Raw genomic sequence first — 17898 nt, 5'->3', positions numbered from 1 at the left:
TGTTCTAGCAAAGGTGGTGTAAAAAAACGACGACAAAGCGGGGAGTTAAATAACTCCCGCAACGTGCAATCTCGAGGTCGTCCCGAGGACCAAAAGACTATGTAGAATCAGCAAACTCAGGGGTCTGTACCGCCGAGCGTAACGAGTCGGTTCAAGAACATGCACGGTAGGCACAGCGCGGTTACCCTGCCAGGTGCTCAAAGAGGATGAACGTGGACTGATTCCGAATATTCAGCCAGCCAAAATACTTGCCACACTTGATGCCCTCTCCCAATCAGGCTTATCGTCTGCTTCACGCATGCGATACGCTTGTTGCACTTGGAGATGAGGAATCAGCTCCATTCCGGATTCGCAACGACAAGTAGGCTATCGGGAATATCAACGTTTCGCAGGAAATGAAGAGGTGAAAACATGAAAAGCAAAATAGCACTCCCTTTCCTCATCGGTTTCGCCATCACATTCCTCGCGCTGGCGCTATTCCTGCCAATGTTCGCGACTTCGCCATCAGGAGGCGCGTTAGCGCGCGTTCCGCTCTGGCGATACTACGTTCTGGAGATCCCTCGATTGCTGGGCCCTCAGATGCTGGGATCGTTTAGCGGGGGCGGCGGCGTGCTGGCCGTGGTGCTCCAGCACGTTGGCCTGGCACTGGTCGGTGGGGCCGTTGTGACTGGAGTGGCCATGCTGTTCGGCGTTCGATCCCGTTCAAGTTAGGGCGAGCGTCAGCAGCAGCTCCAGCAGATTCGCATGATACTGACGGGGACAAGAACTCTGGCGATCTGTAGTGCACTGGCGGGAAAACGCAGGTATACTCGGTGAGCCCTGATCGATCGTGGCGACGGCCGTTCCATACGCTCGGCGATCGTCATTGATGCCCCAGGCAGCGGGTCGCACAAGATGTTCTCTGACTGTATTCCAACGTAGCCATGGAGCCTACCGGTGTCAGAACCGAATCCCTTCGCCAGCCCAGTCGCTGCACCAGACGCCATCCCATCCATTGAACTTGAGGCCGATGACCTGCTTATCGCCACGCAGGGAAAGCGACTCTTGAACATGATCATTGATGGCTTAGTCATCCAAGTCTTATCGTTCGGCATGGGTATGGTTATTGGAATCGGTGCCGTGGCTGCCAACGGCGGCGCGGCCCCTCAAGACAGCACTGGACTACAGGTCTTTAGTTTTGTGTCTGGAATCCTACTGTCACTGGCGTACTATGTGTTCACGGAAGGAATGTTCCAAAGAACAGTCGCCAAACTAGTGACCGGTACGATCGTCGTTGCCAAGGACGGAACCCGTCCCTCGTTCGGGCAGATTCTCGGTCGATCGCTCGCTCGCTTCGTTCCGTTCGAGGCATTCTCGTTCCTTGGCGGAAAACACCCGGTAGGTTGGCACGACTCCTGGTCGGGCACTCGCGTCATCGCCGTTCGCTGACTCGCAGACCGGCGACGCATTCAGCTCAACTTGGTCCATACCCTGCCCCCACGTACCATGACCTGCCCAACCTGCAACATGCCAATGGACGAGGGCGAAGCTTACGTCGACGACGATGGTTGGACCTTTCTGCTACAGGGCTTCACCCATCAGGAGCTCTGGTTCAAGCATCCAGATCAGAAGAAGCCGATTTCCTTGGCGCGATCAAGAGCCAGAGCAAGAGCGTACCTATGCCCTGGATGCAGCACTTTCGTCCTGCCATCGAAGTGACAAGAAACGGATAGCAGGAGATCGCAAACGACGCTCAGGCTAAGACACCAATGCGTTTGGCGTCTTAGCCTGAGTTGAATAGCTCCACGATGCCAAGCAGATGGGGTACAACACCCGATCCCATCTTACTGCGACTGCTTCGTCGCCTTCGGCTTTCGCTTGAACCGGTTAGGCTTTCGCTTCGGACCGCCGCCGGCGGATTCGGTCGGCTTGTATTTCCGCTTTCGCTTGCCTTGGCTGGTACCCTCCCCCGGCTTACCGCTCTGCTCACTCAGTTGGCGTTTGGGGCGGCGAGGACGCTCGTCCGACGTGGTGATGCCCTCACCGAACTTGTCGTTACCCGAGTTGCCTTGGCCTGAGTTGCCACTACCCTCGCTCGGCGGGGCAATGCGATTGCCGTACTGATCGCGTTTTCCGCCTGGCTTGTCGTTTCGCTTTCCAGGTTTGCCATTCTGCTCGCCCGGCTTGCCATTTCGCTCACCCGATTTGAATGGGCGGCGGCGGTTTTTCGAGTTGAACTTGCCCTGTTTCGAACCACGCCGCGGCGAGTCGTCGCTCACCTGGCGGGCGGGAGGCTCGGCAAGATCGCTCGACGGGTCGACTTCGATGCGGAAGTTCATCAGCCTTTCAATCGCCCGCAGCAGCTTGCGTTCGTCGTTGCTGCAGAACGAAATGGCGGTGCCTTCAGCCCCCGCACGGGCGGTGCGGCCAATGCGGTGCACATAGGTCTCCGGCGTCTCCGGCAAGTCGTAATTGACGATGTGCGACACGTTGCGGACGTCGAGGCCGCGGGCCGCAATGTCGGTGGCCACCAGGATGGGCGGGTTCTGGCTTTTGAACTGCTCGAGCGTACGAGTCCGTGCACCTTGGCTCTTGTTGCCATGGATGGCGGCGGCTCGCAGGCCGTCGGCGTTCAAGCGTTTCACAATCTTGTCGGCACCATGCTTGGTACGACTGAACACCAGCGTCCGCTGGCGGGGCGTGTCGTGCAGGAACTTCACCAGCCGCTCTGGTTTTTTCTTCTTGTCGACCATATGCACGCTCTGCGCAATTCGCTCGGCGGGCGTCGCCACGGGGGCGACTTGAATGTTTACCGGGTCGGACAACCACTCCTCGGCCAGCTTGCGAATGGCAGGCGGCATGGTGGCCGAGAACATCAGCGTCTGCCGCTGCTCGGGAACCTTGGCGATGATTCGCTTGAGATCCGGCAGGAAGCCCATGTCGAGCATCTGATCGGCTTCGTCGAGTACCAGGATGTCGACCTTCGACAGATTGATATGCCCCTGGTTCATCAAGTCGAGCAAGCGACCTGGCGTGGCGACCAGCGTGTCGACGCCGTGACGCAGCGTACGAACCTGGGGCACCTGAGACACACCACCAAACACCAAGGCGTGACGCAGGGGGGTGTGCTTGCCGTATCGCTTCAGGCTATCGCCAATCTGCGCGGACAGTTCGCGAGTGGGAGCAAGCACCAACGCGCGGAGCGTGCGAGGCCGTGGGTTGGCGCCCTTGGCACCCTTTGGGCCCTTGCGATGCTGCGGCTTGGGACGTGGGCCCGTGGGCTTGGGCGGCAGCTTTTGCAGCAACAGGTCGAGCATCGGCAGCGTGAACGCGGCCGTCTTACCGGTGCCGGTCTGCGCGCAACCTACTAGGTCGCGCCCCTCGAGGATGACGGGAATCGCCTGGGCCTGAATGGGCGTGGCGTGCTCGTATCCCAGGGATTCAGTAGAGCGGAGAAACGGTTCGGCCAGGCCAAGTTCGGAGAACTTTGTGGTCTCGGTCTTCAAATCAATTCTTTCGTAGCTGGTGCGTAGGTACAGACCGTGGTCTACAGGACCAGCGTCGTCGACCTGCGCGGAGTGGGCCCTCAGTCCATGAAGGCATTGCCGTAATGAACGCCTCTCGATTCACCCGTGGGTGATGCCCTTCCAGGGGAAGAGTTGGGGGCTAGGCGCACATGCACCGTAGCCGGAGGCGGTAAGGGGCAAGAGAATCATTCGCGGTCGAATGGACGCGAACCAAATTCGCCGAGCGGGGGGCGAAGACCTGGAAGGCGGGGTATCGAGCTTGAGTGACCAGACCGGAGAACGCGTCTGCCGGTAAGTCTCACACCTTGGTAGTTTCGTAAGTATAGCATGCGGCAAAGAAGATACAAGGCGACTTAATCCGAACGCCGCATTTCCCTGTACCCGGCACGAGTCAGCGAGTAGCCCCCGGCAAATTTTTCCCTCACCAGTAAGTCCCGCCGGATCAGGCTGTTGAGGGCTTCCTCCTTGCCCAGCAGGTCCTGGCCGTAGAAACACAGCATCTTGTTGGGGGTCATGTGGTATTCGCGGAAGGTGCGGAGAACGCACTCCTCGGTAGTCGATAACATGGCTCGGATCTTTAGGGATCAGGTAGAAAGACTTCCGTGAAGGGTTTAATCGCTGCCGTCGGAATCTTCGTCAACCTCGGGGCTCAGGGCGGGATCGTCCGCCGGCTGATCTTTGCGCTGCTGGCGGCGCGCTCGTTTTTCCTCGGCTTTACGCCGCTTTTCCATTTCGCGTCGTCGTTTTTCAAAAGTGTTCTGGTTTTTGGACACTCGTGCCTCCTGGGGACTGAGCTGGTACAGTTGCGCGCATGTTCGTGCAGCAGAGCTGACCAGTCGTTGTCGGCTGGCCACTCCGATCCGCCATGAAGGATACTCAGCGAGCGACGATTAGTAGCGCCCGCCTCGTCCACCACGGCCGCCGCCGCCGTAACCACCGCCACCGCCACCGCCACCGCGACTGCCGCCACGCTCTTCACGGGGCCGTGCTTCGTTGACGGTCATGGGTCGGCCTTCGTGCATGGTGTCGTTCAGGCCGGTGATCGCTGCCTGGGCTTCGGCATCGGTATTCATTTCCACGAACCCGAATCCCTTGCTGCGCCCTGTGGCCCGATCAGACACAACCTGCGCGTCACGGACCTGGCCAAACGCTCCAAAGAGCTTCTCGAGGTCTAATGGCGAAACGTCGTAGCCCAGATTGCCGCAATAAAGTTTCTTACCCAACGTAGTATCTCCTGCCAAAAAACGGGACGGACACAATGCCGAGCCCAAGAACAGAACGGTCGATTTGGCGACCTGACAGGTGGGACGGGCGAAAGAAATGTCGGAGACCAGCACGTGGAATGTGCTAGTAGCGGATGTCGCTAACGACTGACCTACCGTAAGTAGTATATAGTTTTTGGCCTGTTTGGGGTAGACCTACTCGGCCCCTGCTAAGCGACGCGGGAGCTTTCGCCCTCGTTGTTCGGCAATCCAGGAGGAATAGGCAGAAAGGCCTCCCCTGTCGAATCCTTGCTTCCGCGCGGCGATTTGCGCTGGCCATGCAGTTCCGCTTGAGCGAGATGGTCAAGTTCGTCCATCGCGGTCTGAATTTGTTCCACGTACTGAGGCAACTCCTTGGTGTGAAGGTCGCGCGGCACGTAGATTGGGGCACCCGCTATCAGGATGACCTTCGCAAACGGCTTGGGAATGATCAGGTCCGACCAACTGCCCTTCCACCGCCAGCAACTGCTGCAGGCGAATCCACTCGGTACTACGGCGCGGCCCGTACGCGAGGCGAGGTATGGAATACCGGAACTCATCACACGGTTGGGGCCGCGCGGTCCATCGGGCGTAATTACCAGGTGCCGCGAAGCGACGGTGTCGATCAGTTCGCGCAAGGCGCCGGTGCGAATGCGACTGGTGGAACCACGAACGACCGGGATATCTCGCCAGCGAAGCACCCCGGCGACGAACGAACCGTCTTTGTGGTGGCTGGTAAGCGCAGTCGTGCAACAGTGCTTGCCACTAAACACCGGCAGCACCATCGAGTCGTGCCACACCGAGTAGATATATCGCTCGCTGGCGCCAGGGTCGTAGGGGCTGATGCCAGGCGACTGAACAATCAGGCGGATTCGCAGCGTCCGGAACAAAAGCCACACGAGCGTGGCGAATGTGAAGGCGGCGAATGAGTTCAGTTGTTTACTTTGGATTCTCAGAAGAGTACTCGAACGTCAGAGGGCCGGGCGGGGTTGGCAGACGCCGAGAGTACGAGTTAGAGCAACTGCCCGCAAGAGCACGCCGTGCTAGCAGTGGCGGGCAACTAGGTAGCGTGGGGACGTATCTTGGGTGGCGTCTGCAACTGGTCGATCACCTGCTTCACGCCAGCGATAGCCTGAACCGCCTTGAGGATGGCGCTTCGCTGCCGCTCATACTGCAGCTTCCCCGTCAACGTGACCGCCCCGCGGCGCACCACGGCATTCACCTTGGACTGCGACCCCGTTCCGGTGCGTTCCAGCCGCTTCATCACGGTCTTTTGCAGTTCTTTATCGGTGACTTGGTTTTTTCCAAACACTTGGGCTCCCTTGGTGGCGGGAAAGAAAAGAAAACTGGCTACATGCCTGCAAACCGAAAACCGCACTCGCACTTCACTGTTCTGGCGGAGGTGGCCCGACTGCAGGTGGGACACTGTTTCTGTAGCGCGGCAGTTGCAGGCTTTGGCGATGCTTTGGATTTTGGGATGGCGTTGGCGGCCATGCGTTTCCTGTCGGCCTGCAGCAGGGCACACTGCGGATGGATTCCATGCGAGGAGTAAACCGAAGTTCCGCAGATGGGACACTTTGGTCGAATCACGGGCTCTAATAGGGGCATGGGCTTTTTCTCACTCACGGCTGGTTTCCTGCATTCGTCGAAGTTCATCAAGTTCGGTCGACAATCGAATCCGCACCGGGCTATCAAGCGGCAGGTCATCGATCACCGTACTTGCTTCGTCCAAGGTAAGAGACGTAATCGTTTGACCTCGGAAAAGCTTCTGCCACAGGCGCTGGGCCTCGCGTTCGGTAAGCATCGTTGGTTTCCAGGGAGTTGCCAGCAAATGGGTCGCAGTCACATCGAGCAAGCGGCCGCTAGTGCGTCAATTCGAATTGGATTCGCTCGAGTCGTTGTTGGAACGAGTCGTCATCCGGTCGCTACTTCGACTCATTCGTGTTAGCTTACGGCGCGCCTCGGTCATTACTTCCTGGCTGGCACCAGTCATCTGAAGTATTTTGTTCAAGTCGTCCGCCGCAGCATCGGCCTTGCCGTCGGCGCTTTGAAGCAAGGCTCGATTGTAGAGTGCCATGGCTCGTGTGTTGGGCGTAACGCCCTCCAAATCGAGCACTTCGCTGTATTTCTGCATGGCCTCTGACGTACGCCCCGCCCTGGCGTGGAGAATGCCTCGACGCAACATCCACGTTGCCCGGTACTTCATCGACCACTTGCTGCGAATCCAGTTCATCAGTGCCATCTATCACCTACCTTGCTGGTTGCGAGACAGGTTGTTTCTGGCAATGGGCGCCACCTGCAAACGCAACCCGGGGACGGGCGATAGCAGCCGCACCAGGTCCTTCTGCGTCAGTTCAGCGCCATAGGCAACTCGGAAGATGCGTTGCGACGGCGTTGCGCCCTGCCGAATGGGATCGCTTGTCTGGAACGCAAACGCCCGGCTCAAGAGGTTGATGATAGTCTGTGCCACTTCCATGCCTTCCACGGAAAAGCGGCAGGCATAGCCCTCGTCGGTCATGACGACTGGTGTTTCACGCGTGGTAGGACGTACCAGTTAGTGTGCCTCACCTTCCTGCTTTGGAAGTACGCTTCTTGGACGGCTGGGAAGGGATTTCCGCCTGGCGGTCGACCACCGAGCGATAGGGCATGCCGTTGGGTTGCGTGTAGCGTTCGGCACGCACAAACCACAGTGCCAGGCCGCCGGTGTTATAGGCGGGCATGGCGGGAGACCGGTTGGCGCGGACGCCGAGCGAGCCCTTCTTGCCGGTCTTTTGCCAGCCGCGATGCTCCATGACGATCCGCACAACGACGCCGATCGCTTGTCGAAGTCGCTGACTGCGCCGGGCATGAATGTTGGAAAGAAACTGGTGAATTGTCGGCTGAGCTTCGAGTTCGCGGACCACACCAGCCAGCGGGGCCCGATCGTGGTGAATCTCCGACTCTTCCATCCGGCGCTGTCGGTCGGGGTCGCTGAAAAATGCCAGCACTTCTTCGAACGGTTGCTCGGGGTCGTTGGCAACGTCGGCGAAGGTACGGCCCTGACGGTCTGCCAGGAAGTCGTCGAGAGTAATTTGGTGGCCTGCCATGGGGCTCCGCGTGAAAATATTGCAGCTACAAATATTGTACCGGCAAAAAGTGAAACTGCAATGACAAAACGCCCCGATTCGGCAAACTGGGAGGAATCGAAGGCGGAAAATACGGCCGATATGCACCTCGAATTCAGCCACTGAGATCGACTGCCCCCCCCGCCCACAGGTCGTGTCCAACTGGCGTTCGGCCATTGGGTGACTTTCTGTATAGTGGTCGCCCCGCATTTCTTCGCTCCGGAGGATCACGCTATGTCGCTCAATCCGCTGACGCCGGTCACCGACTACCAGTCGATGCTCAATCGCATTTTCTGGTTCACCTCAGCCGCTGCGCTACTGGCCGTGTGGCTGCTGAGGGAAAATTTGCCCCCCGTGCGCGAGGTACTGTCGGCCATCGACTTCAGGCTCGAGCTCGAGGGCGAGCGGATACTGCCCGTGCCCGGGGGCTATCTGGTGCCGGCGCTGGCCATTGGTCTGGTATCGCGCGTCTTTCGAATCCATAGCGTGGTGGCCAACTGGCTGGGCATTCGCGAGCGATTCGAAGTCGATGTCATTATCCACGAACTCGCTTACCGTACCGGCGTGTCGCTCGACGACGTGCCGGACGAAGAACTGGTGCGGCGACGCTATCACATTATGCGGCACGGATTCTATCAGTTTGTCAGTGGTCGCCGGCCGCAGATCGACGAACTGCTGGTCGAGCGGGCCCTCGACACCTGGAGTTGGTTCTGGATCGTGCTCGAAGCGGCCGTCGTGTTGGTGCTGACGGGCTTTGTGCTCATCGCTTGCGGTGTCGAACAGACGGGTATCACCGTGGTGCTGGCGTCGCTGGCGCTTTCGGCCGCGGGGCTGCCGACCATTCGCAGCCAGTGCCGCCGCTACGCCGTGGCTCAGGTGAGGGCCATCGTCGACGACTCCGAGCGTGCCCGGTTGGTACGGGAAGCATTTCATTGTCTCGAAACCGATCGCCCAACGATCCGCCGCGCGGCGTGAGTGAATGCTTCAACGACATTCCTCAGAAAACTTTCGCGACTTCTTCCAACACTCGGGGCGGCGGAGCGAATTACCCTTCGGGCGGCGCGTGCCGCCATCGTTTTTTCCACTTTCCGGGGAGGATAGTGTTATGCAAATGGGGCAATCTATTGTGCGCCGCGTCGGTCGCCGCGCGTTAATGGTCGCGGTGGTAACAAGTATGGGGTCGTACGCGACCTTCGCTCAGCAGGTGGACTCGCCGAGCAGCCAAGGAGGCCGGGTGAAGTTGGACGTGGCCGACCTGCCGCCGGCTGCCGTGGAGATGGACCTCGGTCCGGGGTTGATCCGCCATTTCTTCAAGCTGGGCGATGCCGCCGTGGCGGGCGTATTGGAGGGTCTATCCACTTCGCCCGATGCCGAAACGTCCGAAAATCTGCAGTTTGCGGCCAAGCAACTGACTTCGGCCCGTGAGTTGGGCGACATCGCCAGCGAAGTGATCCAGGAAGTGCACGTTCGGGCGTGGAATGGCGAAATTGATGCATTGGCCGCTGCCACGCAGCTCATCGACGCGTACGACGCCCAGTTGCCCGCCGCCGGCTGGGAACCAACCCTGCGAGCCCGTCAGCAGAACGAGATGGTCCGCATCTACACGCTGCACGAGGGAGAGTCGTTAAGCGGGGTGCTGGTGGTGGCCGCCCAGCGGAATGAGCTGGTGGTGGTAAATGTGGTAGGCGACCTCTCGCCGCAAAACATTCAGCATCTGGCGAGTACCGCCACCAGAATCGGCGTCCAACTGGGACTCGACAAGGAGCTGAACAAGGCCATCGGGCAATTGCGAGAAGAAATGGAGCGGAAACACCAGCATTAGGATTTGGCGTACCGTACACGACGCCGAGCTCGGGGCACCGGTGCCTCGAGATCGGCGTTTTTTTGTGGCAAGCTACCCAATTGCTGCCTCCGGGGGTAAAAAGGAGACCACGATATCCGAAATGGCCCCTCGCCCCCGCGGAGATAGCAGCGATGCGTTCTGTCTGGTTCCTGATTGCACTCGTTTGTTTTGGTTCGACGCGCGGCGAGGACTGGCCTCAGTGGCGCGGGCCGAGTGGTCAGAATCACGCCGCCGAAGGCGCCACCGCCCCCGACAATTGGAGCGACGACTCGGGGCTGGCCTGGAGCACGCCCTTACCGGGCCGAGGACATTCCTCGCCCGTGGTGGTGGGCCAGCGGATTTACCTGACCACTTGCGACGAACAGGCCCAGACGCAGTCGCTCTTGGTGCTCGATCGACAGTCGGGCGAATTGCTACAGCAAACGGTCGCTCACCGTGGCAAACTGGCGCAACGAATTCATGGCAACAACACCCACGCCAGCCCCACGGCCGCCTGCGATGGGCAGCATGTCTACGCACTGTTTCACAACAACCTGGAATGCTGGGTAACCAAGTTCGACCTTGATGGCCAGCAGGTCTGGCAAAAACGCGTTGCCGAGTTCAGTCCGCGGCGTTTCCAATTTGGGTTCGGCTCCTCGCCCATCATGGTCGGCAACCTGTTGGTCGTGTCGACGGAATACGATGGTCCCGAAAGTGGCGTCTACGCTATCGATCGCGGTACCGGCGAGCAGGTGTGGCGGGCCGAGCGTCCTGAAAGCCTGTCGTTCTCCACTCCCATCCCCGCGATGCTAGATGGCGAGCGGCAGTTGGTGATGAGTGGCAACGACAAACTGGCGGGATACGATCCGCAGACGGGGCAAGTGCTATGGAGCACTTCGGGCAGCACCAAGGCCACCTGTGGCACCATGGTGTGGGATGCGGAGCGAAACCTGGCGTTTGCCAGCGGTGGCTATCCTGGTTCGTTTGCTCTCGCGGTTCGAGGCGACGGTGATCACGAAGTTGTTTGGGAAGAAAGTCAGCCACGCTGCTACGAACAATCGATGTTGCTGGTGGACGGGTACCTGTACGCTTTGGCCGACAATGGAATCGCGTACTGCCTCCGCGGCGAAGACGGCGAGATGATGTGGCGCGAGCGACTCGACGGGCCGGTAAGTTCCTCGCCGCTTTATGTAGACGGCAAGGTTTACGTCACCAACGAAGAAGGGATTACTTTCGTGTTTCGTGCGAATCACGAAAACTTCGAGCTATTTGCCAAAAACAAGCTGGGCGACGAGTGCTTCGCGACTCCCACGCCAGTGGACGGCCGCCTGTACCATCGTTACGCCAAGAGCGTGGATGGTAAGCGGCAGGAATACCTGGCGGCGATTGGTGAATAAACGCGGGCGAGAAAATCTGCGAATTGCGGGAATAGATGAATATCTACCGCACGAATGGGTGGAATAGGACGCTTTTCTTTTCCGCGCCCCGCGGAAGCTCGTCACGCCCATTGCCTTTCCGATTAAGGAGCGAATCCTATGGCAATCACGCTCTCGGCAGTTGCCGCCCCCGCCACAAATGATGCATCTGCACGTCTCAAAGCGAATCGCCCAGCGATCAACAAGCTGGGTTTTGCCAACATTGAAACCACTCCGGAGTTTGCCCGGTTTGGTGAGTGGGGCGAGCAGCTTTCCGTGGTTCGGGATGGAGCGATTCACTCCATGGCCTATCAATTGGCCACCCATCCGCGGCGGAAGGAGCTGTCCCGCGATGCCCTATGGCGGGCGTGTGCGGAGCAAAACCGTGCCTCGTTCCAACAGTACCAGATTGTGCGCCTCGACGAGCCATCCTTTTTCCTGCCGCGTGGCGAGGTGGTCTTCAAAGTCATCCACAATCCCATTCAACTTCCGGACAATCCTCCGCAGGGTGTGATGATGCGCCACCTGGAAGCGATGATGGCACACCCGTTGGCGAAGTTCTATTTGCTCGAACCCGTATTTACCAGCGAGCCGTATTACCGTCTTTACTCGTCCGAAGATTTGCGAACCGAGGCCACCGGCGATCAGCGTATTTGCGAGCAGATCGCCTGGCGTTTGGGCTGGGCACACCGCGGCGGAAAATGGACTGCCGAACGTGTGCGCGAGCTGGCCGGCCTGGCGATGCGGGGCGCCGCGTGGGCCATCGAGTTGCTGGCCACCGAGATCACCCCTTCCAGGATCGACCATCCACAGCATGCCGACGAGTTGGCCGCCCTGCTGGCCGACGATACGCTGAACGAACTGGCCCGTCGTGCCGAGCAACAAGGCCTGGAGCGAGACGCCAAGCGATTGCGGAGAGCAATCGAGGAATTGCGGTGGCGGACCAGCATCGATCCGGTACTCTGTTTTGAGTTGGAAGAGAGGCCCGGCGAATTGTGGTTCGAGGCCCACTGGTACACTGGAATGGATGGCCGCCGCTATGTTCACTATTGAGTGAATCCCTCCCGGGATGTCTAAAATCGTTCTTCAGTTGCGCTCCATCAGGCCGCAGCGGGTTACCGTCCGCTGCGGCCTGATCTGTTTTCGGACACGCAGTACGCGAGAGGCAGTTGAAAGGGGGGTATGCGCTGCACTATTCTATGGTTGGCGGCTCGCTTTTTGCGGCTTTTCTACGGCCCTAAGATTTGGAGATACACCTATGATGCGCCTGGCCTATTTGACCCCGTTTCTGCTCTTGGCTTGCTGTCTGCAATCCGCGAGTGCTCAAGTGACGTCTCAAGATTTTGATAAGATTATGCTCTATACACTGAAGAATAGTAACGGACTTACTATCAAGGTGACCAACTACGGCGCCATCATTACTTCGATCCTCGTACCCGACCGCGACGGCGAGATGGGCGACATTGCCTTGGGCTACGACAGCGTAGAAGATTACACCAACGCGGTCGACAAGCCCTATTTCGGCGCGGTCGTGGGTCGCTACGGCAACCGCATCGCCGAGGGTAAATTCACCATCGATGGCGAAGATTACACCCTGGCGGTGAATAATGGCCCCAATCATCTGCACGGTGGTGTGATTGGTTTCGACAAGGTAGTGTGGGACGCCAAGCCGGTGGGCGACAACTCCCTGGAGTTGACTTACGTCGCCAAGGACATGGAGGAAGGCTATCCCGGCAATCTTAAATGCAAGGTCACCTACACGCTGACTGACGACAATGAGCTGAAGATTCACTACGAGGCAACCACCGACAAGACGACTCCCGTCAACCTCACCCAGCACACCTATTTCAACCTTAAGGGCGAGGGCAACGGCACCATTCTCGATCACGAGTTGATGCTCAACGCCAAGAAGTTCACGCCCGTGGACGAAGGCCTCATCCCCACCGGTCAACTGGTGGACGTGGCTGGCACGCCGTTCGACTTCACGACGGCCAAACCTATCGGTCGCGACATCGAAGAGGCCGACGAGCAGTTGAACTTCGGTGGCGGCTACGATCATAACTGGGTACTCGACAAGGGCGGCAAAGACGGCGAGATGACCCTGGCCGCTCGAGTCAGCGAACCCTCCTCCGGACGCGTGCTCGAAGTATTCACCACCGAACCCGGTGTTCAGTTTTACTGCGGCAACTTCCTCGATGGTCGGCTCACAGGCAAAGCCGGGAAGCCCTATGTGTACCGTGGCGGTCTGTGCCTCGAAACGCAGCACTTCCCCGATAGCCCCAACCAGCCGAACTTCCCCAGCACGCTACTTGAGCCGGGCGAGAAGTACGACACGACCACTGTATTCCGATTCTCGACGGAGTGAGTGCGAGCGCAGCGGCCGTTTCCCTCCCCCCTTTCGGCGTCTTGACTGGAGATTCAACCAACATGGCGGCATACACCCTTCCCAACCCGAGGCCATCAACCAAGCTGCCCGCAGGGCAAGTCTACTTGATGGCTAACGGCGACTTGCGGCTCAGTGCCAACCAAAACTGCTGGGCGGCACAGCACGCCATGGAGCAGGATATCGAAAAGGCGGTCGCCACCGCGGGCTGGAAAGTGGTGCGAGCCCATCCATACAAGGAAGGCGAGAAACACGGGTTCATTTCCTCGCAGGCGGAGGGGATGGAAGTGTTTCGCGGGCTCGATCCCAAGGCGCCGCTCATCGTGGCCGAGGCCGTGTGGCAGTACTCGCATCACCTGCTGCATGGTTTAATCTCCCACCAAGGTCCCATCCTTACACTGGCCAACTGGTCGGGTACCTGGCCCGGGCTCGTCGGCATGCTGAACCTCAATGGCTCGCTCACCAAGGCAGGGGTCGAGTACAGCACGTTGTGGGCCGACGACTTCGCCGATCCAACTTTCCAGGAGCAGCTTGCCACCTGGCTCAAGACCGGCAAGGTCGAGCACCCGCTCGATCATGTGCAACCGCTGGCGTCGGTTACCGTCGGCAGCGACGAATCGGCGCTCGGCAAGGCGCTCGCCCAGCAGTTGCAGCACGACAAGGCCATCATGGGCGTGTTCGACGAGGGATGCATGGGCATGTTTAACGCCATCATCCCCGACCATTTGCTCAATCCCACCGGCGTGTACAAGGAACGGCTCAGCCAGTCGGCCCTCTACTACGAATCGACCCAGGTCTCCGATGATGAGGCCCTGGCAGTCCGCAAGTGGATGGAAGACGCGGGCATGAAGTTCCAGACCGGCCCCACGCACGCGACTGATCTTACCGACCAGCAAATTCTGCTGCAGTGCAAGATGTACATCGCCGCGCTGCGCATCGCCGACGATTTTGGTTGCAGCCTGATCGGTATACAGTACCAGCAAGGCTTGAAGGACGTGCTGCCGGCCAGCGATCTGGTCGAAGGCACCCTCAACAACTCCAAGCGTCCGCCGGTCAAGAGTCGCGATGGCGGGCGAGTGCTATACGAAGGCGAGCCCCTGCCGCACTTCAACGAAGTGGACGAGTGTGCTGGGCTCGATGGCCTGATGACCTTTCGCGTGCACAAGGCGATGGGGCAGCCCGTAGAGAACACGCTGCACGACTTGCGATGGGGCGACTGGGATCGCTCGGGTACCACCGACGACTACGTGTGGGTGTTCGAGATCTCCGGCAGCGTCCCCCCTGCCCACCTTACCGACGGTTGGGCCGGTGCCGTAAGTGAGCGCCAACCCGCCATGTACTTCCCGGCCGGCGGGGGCACCATCAAAGGCATCTCGCACCCGGGCGAGGTGGTTTGGTCGCGCGTTTACGTCGAAGACAACCAACTGAAAATGGACCTTGGACGTGCCGGCGTGGTAGAGCTTCCCATCGAGGAGACCGAGCGTCGCTGGCAGGACACCACGTCGCAATGGCCTATCATGCACGCCGTGACGTACGGTGTTTCACGCGATCAGATGATGGCGCGACACAAGAGCAATCACATCCAAGTGGCTTACGCCAACAGCGCCGAGGAGGCCGACAACGCCATGCTGGCCAAGGCGGCCATGGCCGAAGCTCTCGGCATGGAGGTAGCCGTGTGCGGCACCCGCAAGGGTGGCGATTCCTGGTAGGGCTGAGTACGGATCGACTCAGCAGGCGGACTTTTCTAAAACTCATCAGCAGAGGTTGAACAAATGGCAGAGCAGTTTGCCATCGGTGTCGATTACGGGACGAACAGCGTTCGGGCCCTGGTGGTCAACGTGGCAACCGGCGAGGAGATCGCCACGAACGTCTACGACTATCCCAGCGGCGAAGCAGGCATCCTGCTCGACCCCCGCGATCCCAACCTCGCGCGTCAGAGCCCGATCGACTACATCCAGGGGTTCCTGGCATCGGTCAAATCGGCCGTCGCCGATGCGGCCAGTGTGCCCGGTTTCTCGCCCGAGGCGGTCATCGGCATCGGGGTCGACACTACCGGCTCGACACCCATCCCGGTCAACGCCGCAGGCGTCGCGCTGGGCACGCTGCCAGAGTTCAAGGATACGTTGGCCGCCAACGCTTGGCTGTGGAAGGATCACACTTCGCACGCTGAGGCCATGGAAATCACCGAGCTGGCCCGCACTCGCAACGAACCCTACCTCGCCAAGTGCGGCGGTACCTACTCCAGCGAATGGTACTGGTCGAAGATGCTGCACTGTGTCCGCACTGCCCCCGAGGTAGCCGCCGCGACGGCCAGCTGGGTGGAACTGGCCGACTTCATCCCCGCCTACATCACTGGCAACACCGATCCCAATACACTCGCCCGCAGCATCTGTGCTGCCGGTCACAAGGCGATGTACAACGAGCAATGGGGCGGACTGCCGAGCGAAGATTTCCTGGCCTCACTCGATCCGAAGCTCGCCGAATGGCGCTACACCACCAAGGCGGTGCCGTCGAATCACAAGGCGGGCGAACTCACCGAAGAAGTTGCCCAGCAGATTGGACTGCCCGCAGGCATTGCCGTGGCGGTTGGCGCGTTCGACGCCCACATGGGCGCCGTGGGTGCTGGCGCGGGGGCCGGAACCCTGGTCAAGATCATGGGCACCAGCACCTGCGATTGCCTGCCTTCGCCCATGGATCGCGAGATGCCCGACGTCCCCGGCATGTGTGGCATCGTGCCCGAGTCGATCCTGCCCGGCATGTATGGTCTGGAAGCGGGCCAATCGGCCGTCGGCGACATTTTCAACTGGTTCGTCAAGCAGATCGCTCCGGGGGCCTACGGCACGGGGGCCGAGGCGCACATCAAGCTCACCGAAGACGCCGCCAAGTTGAAGCCCGGCGAGTCGGGCCTGGTGGCGCTCGACTGGAACAACGGCAACCGCACCATCCTGGTCGACCCGTTGCTCACGGGCTTGATGGTCGGCCAGACCCTGCACACCACGCCCGCCGAGATCTATCGGGCATTGGTCGAAGCCACGGCCTACGGCGCGCTGACCATCATTCGCCGCGCCGAAGAGTACGGCGTGAAGGTCGAGCAGGTGATCAACTGCGGAGGCATCGCCGAGAAGAACCCCATGGTCATGCAGATCTATGCCGACGTCTGTAACCGGCCGATGAAGATCAGCCGCTCGGCACAAACGTGCGCCTTGGGCGCCGCGGTGTTCGGTGCGGTGGTCGGTGGGGCTTACGCCACGGCCGAGGACGCCCAGGCCAAGATGACCGACGTCAAAGAGACCGTCTACAAACCGATCCCCGAGAACGTGGCCGTGTACGCGGAACTCTATCAGGTCTACCACACGCTGCACGATGCCTTCGGCACGGCCGACTTCAGCGGCTCGCTCTCTGGCGTGATGAAGGACCTGATCCGCATTCGCCACAAGGCCCGAGTGGGCGAGTAGTTCCTCCGTTTTGCTTACGAAAGAGATGGCACCATGCGACTGCGGCATCTTCGCGCTACTATTGCGCTTACGCTGATACTGGGTTGTGCTTCACTCGTGGTGGCCGAGGAGCAGCGATACGAGCTCGGTCCCGACTCGGTACGGCACGAGGGAGTTCCCCGCGGCACCGTGACCCAGCACGAGTGGCTGGACAGTCAGGTTTTCGCGGATACCGTCAGGCGTTATTACGTCTATGTCCCTGCGCAGTACACGCCCGACAAGCCAGCCGCGCTGATGGTGTTCCAGGATGGCCACGCCCATGTCAGCGAGACCGGCGACATGCGGGTGCCGATCGTGTTCGACAACCTGATCCATGCCGGCGAGATGCCGGTGACGGTTGGCGTGTTCGTCGACCCGGGCCACAAGAAGGAGCAATTGCCCCAGGAGAAAGGCTGGAGCCCCAAGCCCGAGAATCGTTCGGTGGAATACGACACCCTGTCGGCCGATTACGCCGAGTTCCTGCTCACCGAGATCCTGCCCGAGGTCGCCAAGGACTATCGGTTTACCGACGACCCTGACGGCCGGGCGATTTGCGGCATGTCGAGCGGCGGCATCTGCGCGTTCACCGTGGCGTGGGAGCGGCCCGAGGCGTTCCACAAAGTGCTCAGCCACATCGGCAGCTTCACCAACATCCGCGGTGGCGACCGCTACCCCGGCATTATCCGCAAGGCCGAGAAGCGTCCGCTGCGGGTCTTCCTGCAGGATGGCTCGGCCGATCTCGACAACGCGCACGGCAATTGGCCGCTGGCAAATCAGCAGATGGCGTCCGCCCTCAAGTTCCGCGACTACGACTATAAGTTCGTCTACGGCGAGGGGGCCCACAACGGCAACCACGGCGGGGCCATTTTGCCCGACTCTTTACGCTGGTTATGGCGAGATTACCAATTGCCCGAGTGAACTCTGCGGCCGCTGCGGGTGTCGCTCTGCTTGGGC

At 60.0% G+C, this 17898-nt stretch carries 20 protein-coding genes; 10 read left to right on the top strand and 10 right to left on the bottom strand.

The genetic code is table 11. The annotated features are described in order from the left end of the window. Positions 1 to 411: 411 nt before the first annotated feature. Entirely contained in the window at positions 412 to 711 is a 300-nt protein-coding gene (locus NG895_RS20110; protein WP_252854322.1) for a hypothetical protein, read from the top strand. 225 nt (positions 712 to 936) lie between these two features. Further along, entirely contained in the window at positions 937 to 1428 is a 492-nt protein-coding gene (locus tag NG895_RS20105) for an RDD family protein (RefSeq protein WP_252854321.1), read from the top strand. A gap of 395 nt (positions 1429 to 1823) precedes the next feature. On the opposite strand, the gene NG895_RS20100 is transcribed toward NG895_RS20105, so the two are convergent. The 10 genes from NG895_RS20100 to NG895_RS20055 form a co-directional block, all read right to left on the bottom strand. Continuing rightward, entirely contained in the window at positions 1824 to 3485 is a 1662-nt protein-coding gene (locus tag NG895_RS20100; RefSeq protein WP_252854320.1) for a DEAD/DEAH box helicase, read from the bottom strand. Positions 3486 to 3859: 374 nt separating this feature from the next. Continuing rightward, on the bottom strand, positions 3860 to 4072 hold the full coding sequence (locus tag NG895_RS20095) for a hypothetical protein (RefSeq protein ID WP_252854319.1): 213 nt from the start codon (positions 4070 to 4072) through the stop codon (positions 3860 to 3862). 45 nt (positions 4073 to 4117) lie between these two features. After that, positions 4118 to 4279 (bottom strand): hypothetical protein, encoded by a 162-nt coding sequence (locus NG895_RS20090; protein ID WP_252854318.1) that lies wholly within the window; start codon positions 4277 to 4279, stop codon positions 4118 to 4120. A gap of 117 nt (positions 4280 to 4396) precedes the next feature. Further along, positions 4397 to 4729, bottom strand: a complete 333-nt coding sequence (locus tag NG895_RS20085) for an RNA recognition motif domain-containing protein (protein WP_252854317.1) — start codon at positions 4727 to 4729, stop codon at positions 4397 to 4399. 209 nt (positions 4730 to 4938) lie between these two features. Further along, the gene (locus NG895_RS20080; RefSeq protein ID WP_252854316.1) at positions 4939 to 5646 is read right to left on the bottom strand and encodes a lysophospholipid acyltransferase family protein; all 708 of its coding nucleotides are present in this window, start codon (positions 5644 to 5646) and stop codon (positions 4939 to 4941) included. A gap of 161 nt (positions 5647 to 5807) precedes the next feature. Next, complete coding sequence (locus NG895_RS20075) at positions 5808 to 6059, bottom strand: BON domain-containing protein (RefSeq protein ID WP_252854315.1); 252 nt, start codon at positions 6057 to 6059, stop codon at positions 5808 to 5810. Positions 6060 to 6365: 306 nt separating this feature from the next. After that, positions 6366 to 6551 (bottom strand): hypothetical protein, encoded by a 186-nt coding sequence (locus tag NG895_RS20070; protein WP_252854314.1) that lies wholly within the window; start codon positions 6549 to 6551, stop codon positions 6366 to 6368. A 66-nt stretch (positions 6552 to 6617) separates the two neighbouring features. Beyond that, positions 6618 to 6989 carry a hypothetical protein gene (locus NG895_RS20065; RefSeq protein WP_252854313.1) on the bottom strand — a complete coding sequence of 124 codons (372 nt, stop codon included), beginning with the start codon at positions 6987 to 6989 and terminating at the stop codon, positions 6618 to 6620. Positions 6990 to 6992: 3 nt separating this feature from the next. Next, a complete protein-coding gene (locus NG895_RS20060; RefSeq protein WP_252854312.1) occupies positions 6993 to 7265 on the bottom strand; it encodes a hypothetical protein in 273 nt (90 codons plus the stop codon). 46 nt (positions 7266 to 7311) lie between these two features. Then, complete coding sequence (locus NG895_RS20055) at positions 7312 to 7833, bottom strand: hypothetical protein (protein ID WP_252854311.1); 522 nt, start codon at positions 7831 to 7833, stop codon at positions 7312 to 7314. Positions 7834 to 8085: 252 nt separating this feature from the next. Here NG895_RS20055 and NG895_RS20050 point away from each other — a divergent pair, with 252 nt between their 5' ends. The 8 genes from NG895_RS20050 (at position 8086) to NG895_RS20015 (ending at position 17862) form a co-directional block, all read left to right on the top strand. Next, a complete protein-coding gene (locus NG895_RS20050) occupies positions 8086 to 8826 on the top strand; it encodes a hypothetical protein (RefSeq protein WP_252854310.1) in 741 nt (246 codons plus the stop codon). A gap of 130 nt (positions 8827 to 8956) precedes the next feature. Beyond that, positions 8957 to 9673, top strand: coding sequence for a DUF4252 domain-containing protein (locus NG895_RS20045; RefSeq protein ID WP_252854309.1), 717 nt, complete (start codon positions 8957 to 8959; stop codon positions 9671 to 9673). A gap of 152 nt (positions 9674 to 9825) precedes the next feature. Continuing rightward, a complete protein-coding gene (locus tag NG895_RS20040) occupies positions 9826 to 11070 on the top strand; it encodes an outer membrane protein assembly factor BamB family protein (RefSeq protein WP_252854308.1) in 1245 nt (414 codons plus the stop codon). Positions 11071 to 11208: 138 nt separating this feature from the next. Further along, the gene (locus tag NG895_RS20035) at positions 11209 to 12141 is read left to right on the top strand and encodes a hypothetical protein (RefSeq protein ID WP_252854307.1); all 933 of its coding nucleotides are present in this window, start codon (positions 11209 to 11211) and stop codon (positions 12139 to 12141) included. A 208-nt stretch (positions 12142 to 12349) separates the two neighbouring features. Further along, on the top strand, positions 12350 to 13453 hold the full coding sequence (locus tag NG895_RS20030; protein ID WP_425267244.1) for an aldose epimerase family protein: 1104 nt from the start codon (positions 12350 to 12352) through the stop codon (positions 13451 to 13453). Positions 13454 to 13515: 62 nt separating this feature from the next. After that, positions 13516 to 15180 (top strand): fucose isomerase, encoded by a 1665-nt coding sequence (locus NG895_RS20025; RefSeq protein WP_252854305.1) that lies wholly within the window; start codon positions 13516 to 13518, stop codon positions 15178 to 15180. Between the two features lie 63 nt (positions 15181 to 15243). Further along, entirely contained in the window at positions 15244 to 16926 is a 1683-nt protein-coding gene (locus NG895_RS20020) for a ribulokinase (RefSeq protein WP_252854304.1), read from the top strand. A 33-nt stretch (positions 16927 to 16959) separates the two neighbouring features. Further along, entirely contained in the window at positions 16960 to 17862 is a 903-nt protein-coding gene (locus tag NG895_RS20015; protein ID WP_252854303.1) for an alpha/beta hydrolase, read from the top strand. The last annotated feature ends 36 nt before the right edge of the window (positions 17863 to 17898 follow it).

It is taken from the genome of Aeoliella straminimaris, from assembly GCF_024054565.1.
GTDB lineage: Bacteria > Planctomycetota > Planctomycetia > Pirellulales > Lacipirellulaceae > Aeoliella > Aeoliella straminimaris.
Note: the sequence above shows the minus strand (reverse complement) of the source record. Positions and strands in the feature narration are given on the sequence as shown.